The organism is Variovorax sp. LjRoot84 (assembly GCF_964254305.1).
GTDB lineage: Bacteria > Pseudomonadota > Gammaproteobacteria > Burkholderiales > Burkholderiaceae_C > Variovorax.
The window spans coordinates 4,241,208-4,257,729 of record NZ_CAXUTE020000001.1 but is presented as its reverse complement, the minus strand read 5'-3'; the positions used below and the strand labels follow the sequence as shown (position 1 = coordinate 4,257,729).

The following is a 16,522-nucleotide window of genomic DNA, read 5'->3' as shown; positions in this document are numbered from 1 at the left end:
CTTTTTCGTTTCCCAACGCTCACGATGATCGAAAAAGAACTCTGGCATCCCGTTGCGCTCACCGATGAAGTAGCTGGCGCACCGTTCGCCGCGCGCCTGCTCGGCGAAAACCTCGTGCTGTGGCGCGACGCCGCCGGTGCGGTGCAGGCCTGGGCCGACCGCTGCCCGCACCGGGGCGCGCAGCTCTCGCTGGGCCGCGTGGTGGCCTGCGAAGGCGGCACGAGGCTGGAGTGCCCGTATCACGGCTGGCAGTTCGCGACCGGTGGGCGGTGCGCACACGTGCCCGCGCTGCCAGACTTCCAGCCGCCGGCCACGCACCGCGCGACGATGCATGCGGCGCAGGAAGCCCATGGCTTGGTCTGGGTGCGCTTGCAAGGCGAGGGTGGCGCGCTGCCGGCCTTCGCGGCCGAGCACGACGTGCAGCTGCGCAAGCTCAACTGCGGCCCTTACGACGTCGAGACCAGCGCGCCTCGCCTGGTGGAGAACTTCCTCGACATGGCGCACTTCGGCTTCGTGCACGAAGGCTGGCTTGGCGCGCGCGACATGACGGCCATCGACGACTACCGCGTCGAGGTCACGCCCGGCGGCCTGCTCGCGACCGGCTGCAAGGCCTGGCAGCCGCAGTCCACGATCAATTCCACGGCGCCGGCGAAGGTGGAGTACAGCTACGAGGTGACCGCGCCCTATGCCGCGGTGCTGACCAAGATCCCCGAAGCGGCGAGCGTGGGCATCGACGGCTACCAGGAATCGATCGCGCTCTTCATCTGCCCCGTCGATGCGGAGTGCAGCCGGGTGTGGTTCCGTCTCGCCACCGCCGACTTTGCGCGCGATGATGCGCAACTGCGCGCATTCCAGGACACCATCTTCCTGCAGGACAAACCGGTGCTCGAATCGCAGCAGCCCAAGCGCCTGCCGCTGGACCTGCGCGCCGAGCTGCACACCGCGGCCGACAAGGCCTCGTCTTTCTACCGCCGGCACCTCTTGGCGCGCGGCATCACTTTCGGAGTCTGCTGATGACCTACACCGTTCCTCCCGTTGCCGCCGACCGCCTGCCCGCGCTGCTGCGCGCCATGCCCAAGGCCGAGCTGCACATGCACATCGAAGGCTCGCTCGAGCCCGAGCTGATCTTCGCGCTCGCGCAGCGCAACAGCGTGGCCATTCCCTACGCCAGCGTGGAAGAGCTGCGCCGCGCCTACGCCTTCACCAACCTGCAGAGCTTCCTCGACATCTACTACGCGGGCGCCAGCGTGCTGCTTGCGGAGCAGGACTTCTACGACATGGCCTGGGCGTACCTCGAACGTGCCGCGGCCGACAACGTGGCCCATACCGAGATGTTCTTCGACCCGCAGACGCACACGGTGCGCGGCGTCGCGATGCAGACCGTGATCGACGGCCTGCACCGCGCCTGCGTCGACGCGAAGAGCAAGCTCGGCGTGAGCGCCGCGCTGATCCTGTGCTTCCTGCGCCACCTGAGCGAGGAAGACGCCTTCGCCACGCTCGAACAGGCGCTGCCGTTTCGCGACCGCTTCATCGGCGTTGGCCTCGATTCCAGCGAGCTCGGCCATCCGCCCGAGAAGTTCGCGCGCGTGTTCGCGCGTTGCCGCGAGCTCGGCTTCCACCTGGTCGCGCACGCGGGCGAAGAGGGTCCGCCGGCCTACGTGTGGAGCGCGCTCGACGTGCTCAAGGTCGAGCGCATCGACCACGGCGTGCAGAGCACCAAGGACGCCGCGCTGATGAAGCGCCTGGCAGCGGACCGCATCCCGCTCACCGTCTGCCCGCTGTCCAATCTCAAGCTCTGCGTGTTTCCCGATCTCGCGCAGCACAACCTTGGCGCCTTGCTCGACGCCGGCCTGGTCGCGACCGTGAACTCGGACGACCCGGCCTACTTCGGCGGCTACATGAACGAGAACTTCATCCAGACCTTCGCGGCGACCGGCCTGACGGCGCAGCATGCGTGGCAGCTGGCGGCCAACAGCTTCGAGGGGAGTTTTGTCGACGCGGCGACGAAGGGGCGCTGGATGGATCGGCTGAACGAGGCCTTTGCGCGGGCTTGACGCAGGGCTGTGACGAGATTTCGCTAGGCGGGCATCGGGACCCGGTCCGGTTGATAGCACATAGGTCGCTCGTCGAACGCCAGCCAACCAAGCTGGTCGCACAGGCGCTGAACGATCGCTGAGTGGTCCGCTCGCAGCGAGCATCGCAGGCTGAGTGTGCCCTTTGCCGCAGGAACGTGAAGTTCAATCCATTGTCCGTCGATCTGGGTGCGACCGACATGATCACTGTCCCAATCGATGGCATGAATCGCGCGTGCCAGTGCTGCCCGAATTGCAACACCGTTGTTCAACGGAAGGACCGTAGCCTCGCTAAGTTCGTGCGGCTCGAGCGGCAGACGCGTGGGTTGGAAGAAGAGATACGTGTACGCCATGGGCTTCGCGCGTTTGACATGAACGGCAGCTGGAGGCTCTTGCTCTGGCTTCCTGTTGACCCTGAATTCACAGCACTATTCTGCCGATGTCTGTGCGTCGGATTCTGCCTTTGTACTGATTGCGGCACTTGTACCTCTCACGGTCGTACGCCCACGGCCTCGACCCGGGTCCTCTGTATTGGTACGAGCAGCGGCAGCGCCATCAACGCGCAGGCGCTGGCCGCAAACCACACCAGTGGCCAGCCCTGCAAGGCCTGCAGGTGCGGAATCGACAAGGGTGTGAGAAAGCAGACCGCGAACACGCTGGTGTTGGCCATGCCCAGCGCGGTGCCGGCGCGCGCAGCGCCCGCGAGCACGGCGAGCTCGGTGTAGGCCACGCCGTGCCAGGCCGAGACGCAGACGCCGCAAGCGGCCAGCAAGACGATCAGCACGATGCGCAGCGTCGATGAATCGACAACCGTCGCATCGCCGGCCAGCGACACTGCGCCGAGCGCGGCGAACAGCAGCACGCTGAGCATGCTGCAAGCGCGCAGGTAGGCCGGCCGGTTCCTGCGGCGGTCGGTCCAGCGGCCGCTCCAGACGCGCATCGCCATCGCGCCCACCTGCACCGTCACCATGGTGGCGGTGATCGCGGCGAGGCCGGCATGGCCGAAGTCGTGCAGGAACACGGTGCCGAAGGACAGCACCGCGAACTGCGGCGCACAGAGGATGCCGATGCCGGCAACGATGCGCCAGACGCGCGGGTCGCGCAGCGGGCCGTTGTGTGGCGCGGCAACGTGCGCTGCGGGTGTTGCGCGCGGCGCGGCCGGCGGCTCATGCACCCAGGCCCGGCAGAGCAGGGCGCTCAGTGCGCACAGCGCGGCCAGCAATCCGTACAGCGCCGCGAAACCGAAGTGCAGCGCGACCACGGGCAGCACCAGCGCGCCGATGCCGCCGCCCAGCGGCACGGCCGTCTGCCGGATGCTCATCGCAAGGCCGCGCTCGCCGTCCGCGAACCAGGTCATCACGGCGCGCCCGCTGGCGCCGTTGACGCTGCCGCCGAGCAGTCCGACAAGGAGCAGGCCCGCACCGAGCCAGCCGAGGCCCGGCACCTGCTGCGCCGTGGGCGCGGCGAACAGCGCCATTGCGACGAGCGCCGCCGTCGTGGCGCCGAGCCCGGTCAGCAGCACGGGCCGATCGCCCCAGCGGTCGGTGAGCAGGCCCCAGGGCAGTTCGCTGACGGCGATGCCCAGGCCCATGAGGCCGAGCACCAGGCCCAGCGTCGCGTTGTCGAGCCGGTAGCCCGAGCGCATGAGCACGGCGGTCATCGGAATGCCGCTGAAGGCGACCGAGAAGGCGGCGTTGGCGGCCACGCCGGCGGCGAGCACCTTCCAGCGGTGCCGGGGAGAGAAATGAGGATCGGATGACATCGTGCGACGCAGTGTCGGCTGTTGCCAGAGTTCTGAAAATCAGAAAATAATCAACCCATCATCCCAAAAAACAGGATTGTCATGGCCCAGGTGATGTTCGATCTCGATGTGCTGCGCAGCTTTTCCACCGGCATCGCGCTCGGCAGTTTTGCGCGCGCGGCCGACAAGCTGGGGCGCTCCACCTCGGCCGTGAGCGCGCAGCTCAAGAAGCTGGAGTCGCAGGCCGGCACGCCGTTGTTCCGCAAGGCCGGGCGCGGCCTCGACCTGACGGACGCGGGCCAGACCATGCTGGCCTATGCGCACCGCCTGCTCGAGATCAACGACGAAGCGGCGGCTGCGATGCGCGGCGTCGATCTGCAGGGCTGGGTGCGCCTGGGCCTGCAGGAGGACCTGGGCGAGACGCTGCTGCCCGGCGTGCTCGGCCGTTTTTCGCGCGCGCATCCCAAGGTGCGCATCGAGGCTTGCGTGGCACGCAGCGCCGAGTTGCGCGAGCGGCTCGACCTGGGCCAGCTCGACCTGGCGCTGATCTGGGAGGTGGAGGGCAGGCTGTCGCTGGCGCACGGCGAGCGCCTGGTGCGCCTTCCGCTGCAATGGGTGGGCCCGGCGGCGCCCGAGGCGCTCGATGCGCCGTGGTGGATCGAGCGCCAGCGGCCCGGCGCGCGCAAGTCGAAGGAGGCGCTGCCGCTGGTGCTGCTCGACGCGCCATGTCCGTTGCGCGAGATCGTCACCACCGTGCTCGACCGCGCGGGCATCCCGTGGCGGCATGCGTTCACCAGCGCCAGCCTCGCGGCGCTGTGGGCCGCGACCTCGGCGGGGCTCGGCCTGTCGGCGCGAACGCCCTTCGGATTGCCTTCGCATGTGCGCGTGCTCGATCGCGCCGGCACCGGCCTGCCGGCCTTGCCGCAGATGGCGCTGGCCATGTACCGCGCGCAGGCCGAGCCCGAAGCGCCGGTGGCGCGGCTGGCGGAGCTGTTGCGCGAGGCGGTGCGTGCGGGTGTGCCCGGCGCGTGAGCATGTCAGTACAGCGTGCGTTCCTGGCGCGCCGGCAGTTCGCGGTCGTAGGTCGCGCCATCGAACTCGCCGGCGGTGAGCGCGGCCAGGATGGCGCCCGGCGTCGGTACCGACCGCTCTGCATCGACCGGCAACGGCGCCCACAGCCGGGAACGCTGAATGGCTCGCGCGCACTGGAAGAACACCGACTCCACGCGGATGACGACCACGCACTGGGGCTCTTTGTTATCGACCGCGAAGCGCTCCAACAGATCGGGCGCGACCGTGATGCCGGCGCGGCCGTTCACGCGCAGCGTTTCGCCGACGCCCGGGATGAGGAACAGCAAGGCCACGCGCGGATCGGCCACGATGTTGCGCAGGCTGTCGATGCGGTTGTTGCCGCGGCGCTCGGGCATGAGAAGCGTCTTCTCGTCCTGCACTGCGACGAAGCCCGGCGGGTCGCCGCGCGGCGAAGCGTCGAGGCCGCCCGGATTGCAGGTGGCAAGCACGGCGAAGGGCGAGGCCGCAATCAGCGCTTGGTAAGAGGGATGCAGATAGGGCACTTCTTTCTTGATCGAGGCCTCGCCGGCATGGCCGAACAGCGCTTCGAGCTGGGCGAGGGTTTCGATGGCATGGGGCTGGGTCATGGAGATCATTTCCTCGTGGCAGTGGATGGGAGGTACACGGCTGGCTTCGACTCTCGCCCGCACGCCAGTGCGGCCAGTGCCAGCAGCAGCGCCGGAAGGCCGTAGAGCCACAGCGGGGAAGCGACCGGCAGCAGGAGCCCCGCGAGCAGGGGCCCGGCGCCGGCGCCGATGTCGCGCCACACCGAGCGTGCGGCCAGCGCCTGAACACGCCCGGGCCCCGGTGTGCGCCGCGCCACGATGGGCGGCAGCAGCGGCAGTTGCAAGGCGCGCAGCACGACGATGGCGGCAGCGCAACTCCACAGCCAGCCGGCGCCGAAACCCGCCAGCGCAACGGCGGTGAGCAGCGACAGGATGACCAGCAGGCGCTCGGCGCCCAGCCGCTCGGCCATGCGGCCGCCGACCGGGCTCAGAAGGATTTCCGCCAGGTAGCGCAAGGCCATCAGCAGGCCGGCCACGACCACCGCGCCGCCCGGCAGAAGATCCTTGCCGAGGTAGGACAGGCCGACGATGAAGAGCCCGTCCAGCGTCAACCCTTCCATGAAGGACCAGGCATCCAGGCTGTTGGGCCGCTGGAAGCGCCGCACCGGCGTCGCAATGCGGTGCGGTGCAGAGGGCAGCCTGCGTGCCGCGCAAAGGCCGAGGAGCGACACCGCAGCGAGCACGAAGAAGATCGGCCGCGGCCCGGTCGATTGCGCGAGCAGCGCGCCCACGGGCAGCGCGAGCACCGGCCCGATGGCGACGAAGGCGCGCGAGCGTCCGCTGCGGCGGGACGCGCCGACCGGATCTGCCGTTGCCAGCGACTGGGTCGAAAGGTTGAGGCCCGCGAAGCACAGGCCCCACAGCAGCCGCAGCGGCAGCAGCGCCCAGAAGCCCGAGAGCGTTGCGTAGCCCAGCGCGCAGAGCGCCGCCGTCGCCACGGCCAGCGTGCAGGTCGGGCGGTCGCCGCGCTGCGCATAGAGGCGCGCCACCTGGCCATAGCCGGCGATGCGCACCAGCCGGTTCGCCGCGAGCAGCATGCCGGCTTCCGCCAGCGTCAGGCCGAACTGCGCCGCGTACATGGGCAGGAGCAGGTAGAGCACGGTGTCTGCCGGCAGCGAGAGCGCCAGTGCGAGGGCGGCGCGGCGCGAGTTCAGGTCGGCGGCAGCGGGCGGGGTTCGAGGCATCAGGACCCGATGGTGCGTTGCGCGGGCTTGCCCTGACAAACGACATTCGTGCGCCGGCATGCGTGAGAAAATCGCACGCATGCCGACCCGCGAACCGCCACTGAACGCCATCCGCGTTTTCGTCGCGGCGGCGCGGCACCAGAGCTTCACGCGCGCGGCGGTCGAGCTTCATGTCACGCACGGCGCGGTGAGCCGGCAAATCCGCAGCCTCGAAGAATTTCTCGGCGTCGCCCTGTTCGAGCGGCGCATCCGGCAGGTCACGCTGAGCGCGGAAGGACAGCAGTTCTTCGCCGAGGTCGGCCCTGCGCTCGAGCAGATCGGCGCCGCGGCGCGGGCGCTCGGCAGAGAGGCGCCCGTCCGCGCGGTGCGGATCAACGTGCGGCCGTCCTTCGCGGTGCGCTGGCTGATCCCGCGGCTGCCTTCTTTCGTCGAGCGCCATCCGGACATCGAGCCCCAGGTCGTCACCAGCACGGTCGCGCCGGCGCAGGCCGCCGACGGCTTCGACATCGCGGTGCGGCGCGGACTCGAGGGCTGGCCGCCTTCCATGCGGGTGAGTCCCTTCCTCGACGACGAGGTGCTGGTCGTCGGCGCGCCGGCGCTCTTCAGATCGCAGCCTCTGGCCGATCTGCGCGCGCTGGCATCGCACGTGCTGCTGTCGGCGAAGACGCGCAAGAGCGACTGGGACGACTGGAAGAAGCAGGTAGGCGCACCGCGGACGAAGCCGGCCGGCCGGCTGCAGTTCGACCACCTGCATTTCGTGCTGCAGGCGGCGGTCGACGGGCTGGGCATTGCGCTGGCGCCGACCTCGCTGCTCGCGCATGACCTCGTCTCGGGGCGATTGCAGCCGGCCCTGCCTGCGCTGCGCATGCCCTTGACGCGCTACTACTACGGCCTCGCGCCCGATGCCGTGCCCGAGGCGCGGTGCGTTGCCGAATGGTTCGAAGAAGAGATGCGGCGCGCGCAATAGTTCACGCAAACGGTCCCCCCAAAAAGCCGGCGCGGACGTACGATGAGGCGCTGAACACATTCGTGTTGAGACGGGGCGGAACATGAAAGCGCGTTGGGAATTTGCTGCACTCGCATCGGCAGCCGTCGTGGGCATCTGCCTTCCGGCCAGTGCCCAGAGCGCAAGAGAACTCGCCTTGGCGGCGCCCAACGAACAGCAGGAGGCGGACTACCGCGTGATCGCCGCGCGCTGCGGCACGCCGGCCTTCGAGAAAGCCTTCTTCCTGCATTCCAGGGCCGTGGTTGCTGCCGGCCTGGTCTCGAAGGGCCGCGACCCGGCGGACGTCGAGAAATCCATCGCAGCGCGGCGGCGCAGCCCGCTCGTCCTGGTCGCCACGCCTTCGGACTGCCCGAGCCAGCTGGCGCAGTTGAAGGAACTGCAGAAGCAGCGCAGCGACGCCATGAGAAGCACGCGCGGAAGCCGGTCGCGTAGCGGCTGAGCGCGCGCCGGTAAAATACCGCCCGGCGCTGCTGCCCCGCAGCGCCCTTTTCTTTCTGGGGCCATGTAGAGGAACACCATGTACAAAAACCTCGCGGGCAGCGCCGTTGCGGCGCTCGCAGCCGCCTGTTTTCTATCGCCTTCATTCTCCCAACCGAAGCCCGCGGCCGATCCGCTCAAGATCGGCTTCGTGTATGTCGCGCCCATCACCGATGCCGGCTGGGTGCGCCAGCATGAAGAGGGCCGCAAGGCCGTCGAGGCCGCGTTGCCCGGCAAGGTCAAGACCACCTTCGTGGAGAACGTGCCCGAGGGCGCCGATGCCGAGCGCGTGATCCGCGATCTCGCACAGCAGGGCAACAAGCTCATCTTCACGCCCAGCTTCGGCTACATGGAGCCGACGCTCAAGGTGGCGCGCGATTTCCCGGACGTGAAGTTCGAATCCATCACCGGCTACAAGGCCGCGCCCAACGTCGCGACCGCAAACGCGCGCTACTACCAGGGCCGCTACCTCGCCGGCGTCGCGGCCGGCCGCATGACGAAGACCCATATCGCGGGCTACGTGGCCGGCTTCGCGATCCCCGAAGTGCTGCAGGGCATCAACGCCTTCACGCTCGGCATGCGCTCGGTCGATCCGCAGGCCCAGGTCAAGGTCGTCTGGCTCGATGCGTGGTTCGACCCGCCGAAGGAGCGCGATGCCGCGATGACGCTGTTCAACCAGGGCGTGGACGTGATCGCCTTCCACACCGGCTCCACCGCCGTCATGGCCGCGGCGCAGGAGCGCGGCAAGATGGCCGTGGCCTACCACTCCGACATGCGCAAGGTCGCGCCCGATGCGCAGATCGTCGCCGTCACGCACCAGTGGGGCGCCTACTACACGCAGCGCGCGCAGGCCGTGCTCGACGGCAGCTGGAAGGCCACCAGCGTCTGGGGCGGCGTCAAGGAAGGGATGATCCGCGTCGGCGACTTCGGGCCCAAGGTGCCGAAGGCGGTGCAGGAGGAGGTGCTGGCGCGCCAGCAGGACATCGCCAGCGGCAAGCTGCAGGTCTTTCGCGCGGTCGAGGACGTGCGCGACAACGAGGGCAAGCTCGCCATCGCCAAGGGCACGAGCCTGCGCGACGACCAGATCCTCACGATGAACTGGCTGGCCGAGGGCGTGCAGGGGCGCATCGCGCGCTGAGCGCCTGAACAGACCCTCCCTCAGCCGAGGCGTTCCACCACGAAGTCGACGAAGCTGCGCAGCTTGGCGCTGGGCCGGGCCTCCGGCAGCCGCACGATGTGCACCTCGCGCGTCGGCAAGTCCCAGTCCGGCAGCAGCTGCACCACCTGGCCCGAGGCCAGTGCCGGCGCGAGCAGCGGATCGGCCTGCACGATCACGCCGACGCCGGCCAGGGCCGCCGCGAGCAAGGCCTGCCCATTGTTGGTGGCCAGCGGGCCGCGCACCGGCACGTGCGCCGTCTCGCCGCCGCGCGTGAAGCGCCATGAATGATCGGGCCCCCAGGCGGCGAAGCCGAGCAGCGGCAGCGCCTTGAGATCGCGCGGATGGGCCGGCCTGCCATGGCGCGCGACGAAGGCCGGGCTCGCGACCGCGAACATGCGCGAGCGCGCCAGCGGCCGCGCGATCAGGCGTTCGTCCATCGGCGTGCCCGAGCGCACGCCGCAGTCGAAGCCTTCCTCGGCCAGGTCGACCATGCGGTCATTGAGATTCAGTTCCACCTTCACTTGCGGGTGCGCCGCCAGGTAGTCGCCGATCACCGGCGTCAGGCGGTGCGCGCCGTAGGCCACCGGCGCCGTGACGCGCAGCGTGCCCTGCGGCACGGCCCTGAGCGCTTCGGCCACGCCGTCGGCCGTGCGCACGCTCGCAAGCACGTCGCGGCAGCGCTCGAGGTAAGCGGCGCCGATCTCGGTCAGCGTGTGGCGGCGCGTGGTGCGTTGGAGCAGGCGCGCGCCCAGCTCGGTTTCGAGCGCGCGGATGTGCTTGCCGACCATCACGGCAGAGATGTCCAGCGCTTCCGCCGCAGCCGCGAAGCTGCCGGCATCGATCGTCGCGACGAACACTTCCATGGCGCGCAGCTTGTCCATATTGCTAACCGTTGCTTTCGAATGGACGAAGCGTAGCGTCATTTATCGATCGAGCGATGCACAGAAGAATCTGCTTCTTTCAATCGATGGAGCAGGTCATGAAGATTCTTGTGGTGGGCGCGAACGGCGCGGTGGGCAGTGCGGTGGTGGAGGCGCTGGCCGAACGCCACGAGGTGCTGAGTGCAGGCCGCCAGCACGGCGACTGGCGCGTCGACATCACCAGCGATGCCAGTGTCGAGGCGCTGTTCGCCGCCGTCGGCCCGCTGGATGCCATCGTCTCGGCGGCCGGCAACCTTTTCTTCGGGCCGCTGGCCTCGATGCGGCCGGCCGATTTCAATGTGGGCCTGCAGGACAAGCTGCTCGGCCAGGTGCGCCTCGCCTTGCTGGGCCAGCACGTGCTGCGCGACGGCGGCTCGATCACGCTGACCACCGGCATCGTGGCCGAGGAGCCGATCCGCCAGGGCGCCAACGCGACCGCGGTCAATTCGGCGGTCGAAGGCTTCGTGCGCGCGGCCGCCACCGAGCTGCCGCGCGGGCTGCGCATCAATGCGGTGAGCCCGACGGTGCTGGCCGAATCGCTGCCAAGCTACGGCTCCTTCTTTCCCGGCTTCGAATCGGTGCCGGCTGCGCGGGTGGCGCTGGGCTATGTGCGCAGCGTCGAAGGCTCGCAGACGGGGCGCGTGTACCGCGTGTGGCAATGAGCCGCGCCGGGATGGGCGATGTTCATCAGACGTCAACGGCAACGGCGGCCGGCTCAGTGCACGAAGCCGCGCTCGCGGTGGAAGTACTTGGCGTCGCGATCGAGCGTCTTGACCTGCACCGCCGGCGAGCCCGCATAGACCGCGTACTCCTCGGTGTGCGCCTTGTTGAGCACCGAGCCCGCGCCCAGCATCGAACGGTCGGGCAGGGCGGCGCCGCCCAGCACCGTGACGCGCGTGCCGACCAGGCAATAGGCGCCGATGCGGATCGGCTTGCAGTCCTGCCGGTTGTCCACCACGTTGATGCCGTGCGTGATCAGCTGCGAGCGGTAGCCCGCGATGGTGGTGAAGGCACCGATGTCGACGCGATCGGTGCAGTCGATGATGTGCTGCTTGGTGACGGCCGCGTGCTCGCCCAGCGTCAGGGTCGGATCGCGATCGGCGCGATGGGTGAAGTGGGCGCCTTTCGGCGGATGGCCGGTGATCCAGTTGGAGCGGTCGATCACCGAATGCGCGCCGCATTCGAGCCGGCCCAGGTGGATGGCAACGTTGAAGTGGCCGATGTAGGCCCCTTCGCCCATGACCAGCTGCCCCGGAAAGACATAGGACATCCCGATGCGCGCGCCGTCGGCGATCTGGTAGCCCCAGAAGCGGCGCAGCACCCGGCGCTTGAGCGCCCAGGGCAGGAACACCACGGCCAGCGCCAGCAGCTTCTTCACCGGGCGGTCTTTCGCTCTTCGATCACCCGCCGGTAGGCCGCCACGTAGTTCGATGCCATCTGCGCCGCGCTGTAGTGCGTGGCGTTTTCGATGCCGAGCCGGCGCATCTCTTCGAAGCGCGGCGCAGCCTGCTCGATGGCTTCGGCGATGGCGGCGGGATCGTGGGGGTCCACGTAGACCACACCCGGGCCCCCGATCTCGTTCATGGGTGCGAGGTCGGAAGTAATGACCGGACAGCCGCAGGCCTGGGCTTCGATGATCGGCCAGCCGAAGCCTTCCTGCAGCGAGGGGAAGAGCAGCGCGGTTGCGCCGGCGTAGAGTGCACGCAGCTGCTCGTGCGAGACGCCCTGCACCGTCGTGACGCGATCGTCGACGCCGTGTTTGCGCGCCAGCTCGGCCATCTCCGGCACCAGCTCGGGCCCGACGAACAGGAGCTGCTGCACCGGCGCCGCGACGCCGCTCGCGGCCGCGCGCTCCTGCAGCGCGATGAAGGCCTCGAGCACCGTGCGGCGGTTCTTGCGCGCCAGGTCCCAGCCGACGTGGATCAGGTAGTTGTCGTGCACCGAGATCCCGAGGCCTTCGACGAGGGGCTGCGCCTCCTCGGGCGGCACGGGCCGGAAATCGTCGTTCAAGCCGTTGAGCACCACGCTGACCCTGGGCTCCTGCGCGAGACCCAGCGCCAGCAGCTCGCGCCGGGTCAGATCCGATACGCAGGTGACCAGATCGGCCGCCGCCAACCCCTTGACGATCAGCCGCTGGAACAGCCGCCCGGTCCAGCTCACGTTCCAGCCTTCGACCATGCCCTTGGCGGCCTGCACGGCGATCACGTCGTGGCAGGTGATGACATTGGGCTTTTTCTTGACCCAGGGGATGTACATGCCGTTGGAGTGGTCGGTCACGTGCACCACGTCGGCCCAGCGCAGATGGCGCCCGATCGAGGGGATGAACAGGATGAACTTGTCCACGTAGCCCAGCCACTTCCACAGGCGCGAAGTGGTCGGCACCCGCTGCACCCGCCGGGGCGGCGTGAGCACGCGCAGCTCGCAGCCGTTGCGGGGGAGTTCACGTTCCAGGATGCGTTTGAAGGCCAGCATGCTGGTCTGGCCGTCGGGGACGTAGTTCCCGATGAGAAGCACTTTCATGTTAGGGACAATACCTGCATGCGCGGCGGTCGGCGTCGCGTGGATTCATCGCTGTTCCTGTTGGGATTGAAGGCGGATTATGTTCGAGCGGCTGGTGCGGCCCTAGGATGTGCCACTGCCGAGCGCGGCTGTCATATAGCCTCCATATGCGCTCGCACATTCCGTACCGGCTTCGCTGCCTTACCCTCCCAGCCCATGCAAGCGTACCGTGCCTCCCTTTTGCGATTCGATGCCGCCGGCCAGCCGGTTTTCGATCAAGACGGCCTGTTGGTGGTCGGCCCCGATGCCGCCGGCCGCCAGCGCGTGCTGGACGCCGGCGCCCATGCGTCGGTGGCGGCCCGCCATCCGGGCGTGGACGTCACGCACTGGCCGGGGCGCATCCTGGCGCCGGGCTTCGTCGACATGCACGTCCACTTTCCGCAGACCGACATCATCGGCGCGCCCTCGGAAGGCCTTCTGCCCTGGCTCGAGAACTACACCTTCCCGGCCGAGAGCCGCTTTGCCGACCCGGCGCACGCGGCGGAGGTGGCCGAGGTCTTCTTCGACGAGCTGCTGCGCAACGGCGTCACGACCTCGCTGACCTTCGCGACCTCGCATCCGCAGTCGGTGCAGGCCTTCTTCGAGGCGGCGCAGCGCCGCCGGCTGCGCATGATCACCGGCAAGGTGCTGCAGGACCGGCATTCGCCCGACGGCGTGCGCGACCAGACGGAACAGAGCCTGATCGACACCGAGTCGCTGATCCGCCAGTGGCACAACGTCGATCGCCTGGGCTATGCGATCACGCCGCGCTTCGCGCCGACCAGCACCGACGCCCAGCTGCGCGGCGCCGGCGAGCTGGCCGCGAAATACCCGGACACCTGGATCCATTCGCACGTGGCCGAGAACAAGGACGAAGTGAAGTGGGCGCGCGAGCTGTTCCCCGGCGCGCGCTCCTACCTCGACGTCTATGCCGGCTTCGGCCTGATGCGCGAGCGCGCCGTCTACGCCCACTGCATCCACTTCGACGACGACGACCGGCGCCTGATGCGCGACACCGCCACCGCCTCGGCCGTGAGCCCGACCAGCAACTTGTTCCTCGGCAGCGGTTTCTTCGACTTCGAGGGCGCCGACCGCATCGGCTATGCCTACGGCCTGGCCAGCGACGTCGGCGGCGGCACCAGCTTCAGCCCCTTCTCGACCATGATGGCCGCCTATTACGTGGGCCGCGAGGGCCAGACCAAGCCGGGCATCAGCATCCCGCCTTCGCAGCTCTGGTGGCGCCACACCGCAGGCGCGGCGCGCGCGCTGGGGCTCGAAGGCGTCATCGGCAACCTGCAGCCGGGCTGCGAGGCGGACTTCCTGGTGATCGATCCGAAGGCCACGCCCTTGCTCGCGCGCAAGACCTCGCTCGCCAACAACCTCGAAGAGCTGCTGTTCGCGATGATCGTGCTGGGCGACGACCGCCTGATCGAGCGGACCGTCATTTCGCAGGCCTAGCCGCGCCGGGTCGCGATCAGCGAGCGCACGTCCGGTGACTTGAGCCGCGGCCGATCGGCCTCCACCGCACGCAAAGGCTCGGCCTCCACCAGGCTGTCCAGGCAGCGGCGCGTGAGGTCCTGGTAGATCTCGGTGCCTTCGCGCTTCCACGCGATCTCGTCGTCGCCGAGCTCGCGCCGCACCGTGGCGGGAATGCCGGCCACCAGGCTCTTCGCCGGCACCCGCATGCCTGCCGGCACGAAGGCGCAGGCCGCAACGAAGGCGAAGGCGCCGATCTCGGCCTCGTCCATCACCACCGCGTTCATGCCCACCAGCGCATCGTGCTTCACCACGCAGCTGTGGAGCACGGCGCCGTGGCCGATGTGGCCGTTTTCCTCGACCACCGTGTCCTGGTCCGGGAAGCCGTGGATCGTGCAGTTGTCCTGCACGTTGGCGCCGCGCTCCAGCACGATGCGGCCGAAGTCGCCACGCAGGCTCGCGCAGGGACCGACATAGCAGCCGGGGCCGACGATCACGTCGCCGATCAGCACGGCCGTGGGATGGACGTAGGCGCTGGGGTCGACCACCGGCACGACGCCTTCGAGTGCGTAGCAGGGCATGGCAGCTCCCGGTTGATCAAGCGTGGCGGCGGTGCTGCACGACCACGAAGCGGTCGGCCACGAAGGCGAGGGTGGTGTAGGCCGCATTGGCCGCCGGATTGCCGCCGGTGGCGTGGAAGTCGGAGAAGCCGGCCGACTGGTTGACCATCACGCTTTGGGTGAGATTGATCGATAGCGCGACGCGTGCGCGCCGCGCGGCGTTCACCATGTCGTCGATGTACGCCGGGTCGTCGGAGTAGAGACCCAAGGTCATGGCGCCATGTCGGAGGACGCTGCGCTCGGCGATTTCGAGCGCAGCCTCGCGCGAAGGCACGGCCACCAGATAGGACACCGGGCCGAAGCACTCCTGCTCGTAGATGTCGGCATCGTCCACGCCCAAGGCGGCGATCGCCGGCGTGCGCACCTCGGCCTGCGGGTACTCGGGGTGCTCGAGCTTGCGCGAGGCCAGCACCGTGCGGCCGACCTTCGCGGCCTTGTCCAGCCGTTCGAGGGTCTGGGGCGAGCCGATGGCGCCGAGCACCGTCAGCGCCACCTTCGGATCGGCCAGCAGTTGGTCGATCGCCTGCGCGAGATCGGAGCCGACCTGTTCGAAGCTCTTGTGTCCCTGGTCGGTCCGGATGCCCTCAGCCGGCACCAGCAGGTTCTGCGTGGTGGTGCACATCTGGCCGCTGTAGAGCGAGAGCGACAGCGCGAGGTTGCGCAGCATCGCGGCATAGGCATCGGTCGATTCGATGACGAGCAGGTTCACGCCGGCCATCTCGGCATAGAGGCGGGCCTGCGTCGCATGCGTCTGCAGCCAACGGCCGAAGACATTGCCGCCGGTGTAGTCGATGGAGGCCACCGCATGGTGCGTGGCCAGCATCTGCGCCAGTTGCGGTTCGGCGCTGACCGCGAGCGTCACGAGGTTCGGATCCAGCCCCTCTTCGGCCAGCACCTCGCGCAGCACGCTGACCGTGATGGCCGCAGGCAGCACGGCGTTGGGATGGGGCTTGACGATCACCGGGTTGCCGGTGGCCAGCGCCGCGAAGAGGCCGGGGTAGGTGTTCCAGGTCGGGAAGGTCGCGCAGCCGATCACCAGCGCGATGCCGCGGCCCACGACTTCGAAGCGCTTCTTCAGCACCGCGGGCGGGTTCTTGCCCTGCGGCTTTTCCCAGGTGGCCTCGGCCGGCACGTCGGCCATGGCTTTCCAGGCGGTGGCGATGGCTTCGAGCGCGCGATCCTGGGCATGGGGGCCGCCGGCCTGGAAAGCCATCATCGGCCCCTGGCCTGTGGTCAGCATCACGGCATGCGCGATCTCGAAGCTGCGTGCATGGATGCGCTTCAAGGCTTCGAGCACGACGCCCACGCGGCCTTCGGGGCCGATGGCCTGCCAGGCGGGCTCGGCCGCCAGCGCGGCGGCGACCAGCGCTTCACCTTCGCATTCGGGATAGCGGATGTCGAGCGTGGCGCCGAAGGGCGAACGCTCGGTGGCGACGCGCGCGCGTTCGCCGGGCTGGTCCAGCGGGTAGTCCTTGCCGCAGAGCGCGAGCGCGGCGTTGCGGCCCTCGGCCTGCGCGCTTTCCCCATAGACCTTGGGCGAAGGGGCTTCCGGAAAAGGGGACCAATGGCCGCGGTGGGCGAGGGCGCGCAGGGCGTCGTCGAGCAGCGTGCGATGGCGATCGAACAGGGCGGTCATGGGTGAAGGTCTCCGGCGATGTTGGAAAAAGGAGTGCCGCGAGCTAGGCTTAAGGG

17 protein-coding genes are annotated in these 16,522 nt (G+C 69.0%); 8 read left to right on the top strand and 9 right to left on the bottom strand.

The features are described 5' to 3' along the window. Nucleotides 1-24: 24 nt before the first annotated feature. Both ACSQ9I_RS21215 and ACSQ9I_RS21210 read left to right on the top strand, forming a co-directional pair. On the top strand, nt 25-1,014 hold the full coding sequence (locus tag ACSQ9I_RS21215; RefSeq protein WP_436314353.1) for a Rieske 2Fe-2S domain-containing protein: 990 nt from the start codon (nt 25-27) through the stop codon (nt 1,012-1,014). After that, on the top strand, nt 1,014-2,054 hold the full coding sequence (locus ACSQ9I_RS21210; RefSeq protein ID WP_436314352.1) for an adenosine deaminase: 1,041 nt from the start codon (nt 1,014-1,016) through the stop codon (nt 2,052-2,054). The genes ACSQ9I_RS21215 and ACSQ9I_RS21210 overlap by 1 nt, the downstream gene beginning before the upstream one ends. A 23-nt stretch (nt 2,055-2,077) precedes the next feature. Here the strand turns inward: ACSQ9I_RS21210 and ACSQ9I_RS21205 are convergent, their stop codons facing one another. Next, nucleotides 2,078-2,425, bottom strand: a complete 348-nt coding sequence (locus tag ACSQ9I_RS21205; RefSeq protein ID WP_436314351.1) for a hypothetical protein — start codon at nt 2,423-2,425, stop codon at nt 2,078-2,080. Between the two features lie 137 nt (nt 2,426-2,562). Next, nucleotides 2,563-3,834, bottom strand: a complete 1,272-nt coding sequence (locus ACSQ9I_RS21200; RefSeq protein ID WP_436309503.1) for an MFS transporter — start codon at nt 3,832-3,834, stop codon at nt 2,563-2,565. Between the two features lie 81 nt (nt 3,835-3,915). On the opposite strand from ACSQ9I_RS21200, the gene ACSQ9I_RS21195 reads away from it, so the two are divergent. Next, on the top strand, nt 3,916-4,845 hold the full coding sequence (locus tag ACSQ9I_RS21195; protein ID WP_436304840.1) for a LysR substrate-binding domain-containing protein: 930 nt from the start codon (nt 3,916-3,918) through the stop codon (nt 4,843-4,845). A gap of 5 nt (nt 4,846-4,850) precedes the next feature. On the opposite strand, the gene ACSQ9I_RS21190 is transcribed toward ACSQ9I_RS21195, so the two are convergent. Then, nucleotides 4,851-5,471 (bottom strand): pyridoxamine 5'-phosphate oxidase family protein, encoded by a 621-nt coding sequence (locus tag ACSQ9I_RS21190; RefSeq protein WP_436314350.1) that lies wholly within the window; start codon nt 5,469-5,471, stop codon nt 4,851-4,853. Nucleotides 5,472-5,476: 5 nt separating this feature from the next. After that, complete coding sequence (locus tag ACSQ9I_RS21185) at nt 5,477-6,634, bottom strand: MFS transporter (RefSeq protein ID WP_436314349.1); 1,158 nt, start codon at nt 6,632-6,634, stop codon at nt 5,477-5,479. Nucleotides 6,635-6,713: 79 nt separating this feature from the next. On the opposite strand from ACSQ9I_RS21185, the gene ACSQ9I_RS21180 reads away from it, so the two are divergent. From ACSQ9I_RS21180 to ACSQ9I_RS21170, 3 genes are all read left to right on the top strand, one after another. Continuing rightward, nucleotides 6,714-7,601 carry a LysR substrate-binding domain-containing protein gene (locus tag ACSQ9I_RS21180; RefSeq protein ID WP_436314348.1) on the top strand — a complete coding sequence of 296 codons (888 nt, stop codon included), beginning with the start codon at nt 6,714-6,716 and terminating at the stop codon, nt 7,599-7,601. Between the two features lie 82 nt (nt 7,602-7,683). Continuing rightward, nucleotides 7,684-8,079, top strand: coding sequence for a hypothetical protein (locus ACSQ9I_RS21175; protein ID WP_436314347.1), 396 nt, complete (start codon nt 7,684-7,686; stop codon nt 8,077-8,079). 78 nt (nt 8,080-8,157) lie between these two features. After that, on the top strand, nt 8,158-9,255 hold the full coding sequence (locus ACSQ9I_RS21170) for a BMP family ABC transporter substrate-binding protein (protein WP_436314346.1): 1,098 nt from the start codon (nt 8,158-8,160) through the stop codon (nt 9,253-9,255). 20 nt (nt 9,256-9,275) lie between these two features. Here ACSQ9I_RS21170 and ACSQ9I_RS21165 read toward each other — a convergent pair whose 3' ends face one another. Continuing rightward, nucleotides 9,276-10,157 (bottom strand): LysR family transcriptional regulator, encoded by an 882-nt coding sequence (locus ACSQ9I_RS21165; protein ID WP_436314345.1) that lies wholly within the window; start codon nt 10,155-10,157, stop codon nt 9,276-9,278. Nucleotides 10,158-10,255: 98 nt separating this feature from the next. Between ACSQ9I_RS21165 and ACSQ9I_RS21160 the strand changes: the two genes are divergently transcribed. Beyond that, on the top strand, nt 10,256-10,858 hold the full coding sequence (locus tag ACSQ9I_RS21160; RefSeq protein WP_436314344.1) for a short chain dehydrogenase: 603 nt from the start codon (nt 10,256-10,258) through the stop codon (nt 10,856-10,858). Nucleotides 10,859-10,911: 53 nt separating this feature from the next. Here the strand turns inward: ACSQ9I_RS21160 and ACSQ9I_RS21155 are convergent, their stop codons facing one another. Beyond that, nucleotides 10,912-11,574 (bottom strand): acyltransferase, encoded by a 663-nt coding sequence (locus tag ACSQ9I_RS21155; RefSeq protein WP_212733616.1) that lies wholly within the window; start codon nt 11,572-11,574, stop codon nt 10,912-10,914. Next, a complete protein-coding gene (locus ACSQ9I_RS21150; RefSeq protein ID WP_436314343.1) occupies nt 11,571-12,716 on the bottom strand; it encodes a glycosyltransferase family 4 protein in 1,146 nt (381 codons plus the stop codon). The genes ACSQ9I_RS21155 and ACSQ9I_RS21150 overlap by 4 nt, the downstream gene beginning before the upstream one ends. Before the next feature lie 195 nt (nt 12,717-12,911). On the opposite strand from ACSQ9I_RS21150, the gene guaD reads away from it, so the two are divergent. Further along, on the top strand, nt 12,912-14,192 hold the full coding sequence (guaD, locus tag ACSQ9I_RS21145; RefSeq protein WP_436314342.1) for a guanine deaminase: 1,281 nt from the start codon (nt 12,912-12,914) through the stop codon (nt 14,190-14,192). Here the strand turns inward: guaD and ACSQ9I_RS21140 are convergent. Continuing rightward, a complete protein-coding gene (locus tag ACSQ9I_RS21140; RefSeq protein WP_093102962.1) occupies nt 14,189-14,791 on the bottom strand; it encodes a phenylacetic acid degradation protein PaaY in 603 nt (200 codons plus the stop codon). The two genes, guaD and ACSQ9I_RS21140, sit on opposite strands and share 4 nt — an antisense overlap. A gap of 16 nt (nt 14,792-14,807) precedes the next feature. Then, entirely contained in the window at nt 14,808-16,466 is a 1,659-nt protein-coding gene (gene paaN / locus ACSQ9I_RS21135; protein ID WP_436314341.1) for a phenylacetic acid degradation protein PaaN, read from the bottom strand. Nucleotides 16,467-16,522: the final 56 nt, after the last annotated feature.

Excerpts from the sequence above, each read along its gene's own strand:
- ACSQ9I_RS21205 (WP_436314351.1), bottom strand. The coding sequence starts at position 2,425 with ATGGCGTACACGTATCTCTTCTTCCAACCCACGCGTCTGCCGCTCGAG.
- ACSQ9I_RS21175 (WP_436314347.1), top strand. The coding sequence starts at position 7,684 with ATGAAAGCGCGTTGGGAATTTGCTGCACTCGCATCGGCAGCCGTCGTG.
- ACSQ9I_RS21140 (WP_093102962.1), bottom strand. The coding sequence starts at position 14,791 with ATGCCCTGCTACGCACTCGAAGGCGTCGTGCCGGTGGTCGACCCCAGC.
- ACSQ9I_RS21215 (WP_436314353.1), top strand. The coding sequence starts at position 25 with ATGATCGAAAAAGAACTCTGGCATCCCGTTGCGCTCACCGATGAAGTA.
- ACSQ9I_RS21195 (WP_436304840.1), top strand. The coding sequence starts at position 3,916 with ATGGCCCAGGTGATGTTCGATCTCGATGTGCTGCGCAGCTTTTCCACC.
- guaD (WP_436314342.1), top strand. The coding sequence starts at position 12,912 with ATGCAAGCGTACCGTGCCTCCCTTTTGCGATTCGATGCCGCCGGCCAG.
- ACSQ9I_RS21190 (WP_436314350.1), bottom strand. The coding sequence starts at position 5,471 with ATGACCCAGCCCCATGCCATCGAAACCCTCGCCCAGCTCGAAGCGCTG.
- ACSQ9I_RS21210 (WP_436314352.1), top strand. The coding sequence starts at position 1,014 with ATGACCTACACCGTTCCTCCCGTTGCCGCCGACCGCCTGCCCGCGCTG.
- ACSQ9I_RS21170 (WP_436314346.1), top strand. The coding sequence starts at position 8,158 with ATGTACAAAAACCTCGCGGGCAGCGCCGTTGCGGCGCTCGCAGCCGCC.
- ACSQ9I_RS21150 (WP_436314343.1), bottom strand. The coding sequence starts at position 12,716 with ATGAAAGTGCTTCTCATCGGGAACTACGTCCCCGACGGCCAGACCAGC.
- ACSQ9I_RS21185 (WP_436314349.1), bottom strand. The coding sequence starts at position 6,634 with ATGCCTCGAACCCCGCCCGCTGCCGCCGACCTGAACTCGCGCCGCGCC.
- ACSQ9I_RS21180 (WP_436314348.1), top strand. The coding sequence starts at position 6,714 with ATGCCGACCCGCGAACCGCCACTGAACGCCATCCGCGTTTTCGTCGCG.
- ACSQ9I_RS21160 (WP_436314344.1), top strand. The coding sequence starts at position 10,256 with ATGAAGATTCTTGTGGTGGGCGCGAACGGCGCGGTGGGCAGTGCGGTG.
- ACSQ9I_RS21165 (WP_436314345.1), bottom strand. The coding sequence starts at position 10,157 with ATGGACAAGCTGCGCGCCATGGAAGTGTTCGTCGCGACGATCGATGCC.
- paaN (WP_436314341.1), bottom strand. The coding sequence starts at position 16,466 with ATGACCGCCCTGTTCGATCGCCATCGCACGCTGCTCGACGACGCCCTG.
- ACSQ9I_RS21200 (WP_436309503.1), bottom strand. The coding sequence starts at position 3,834 with ATGTCATCCGATCCTCATTTCTCTCCCCGGCACCGCTGGAAGGTGCTC.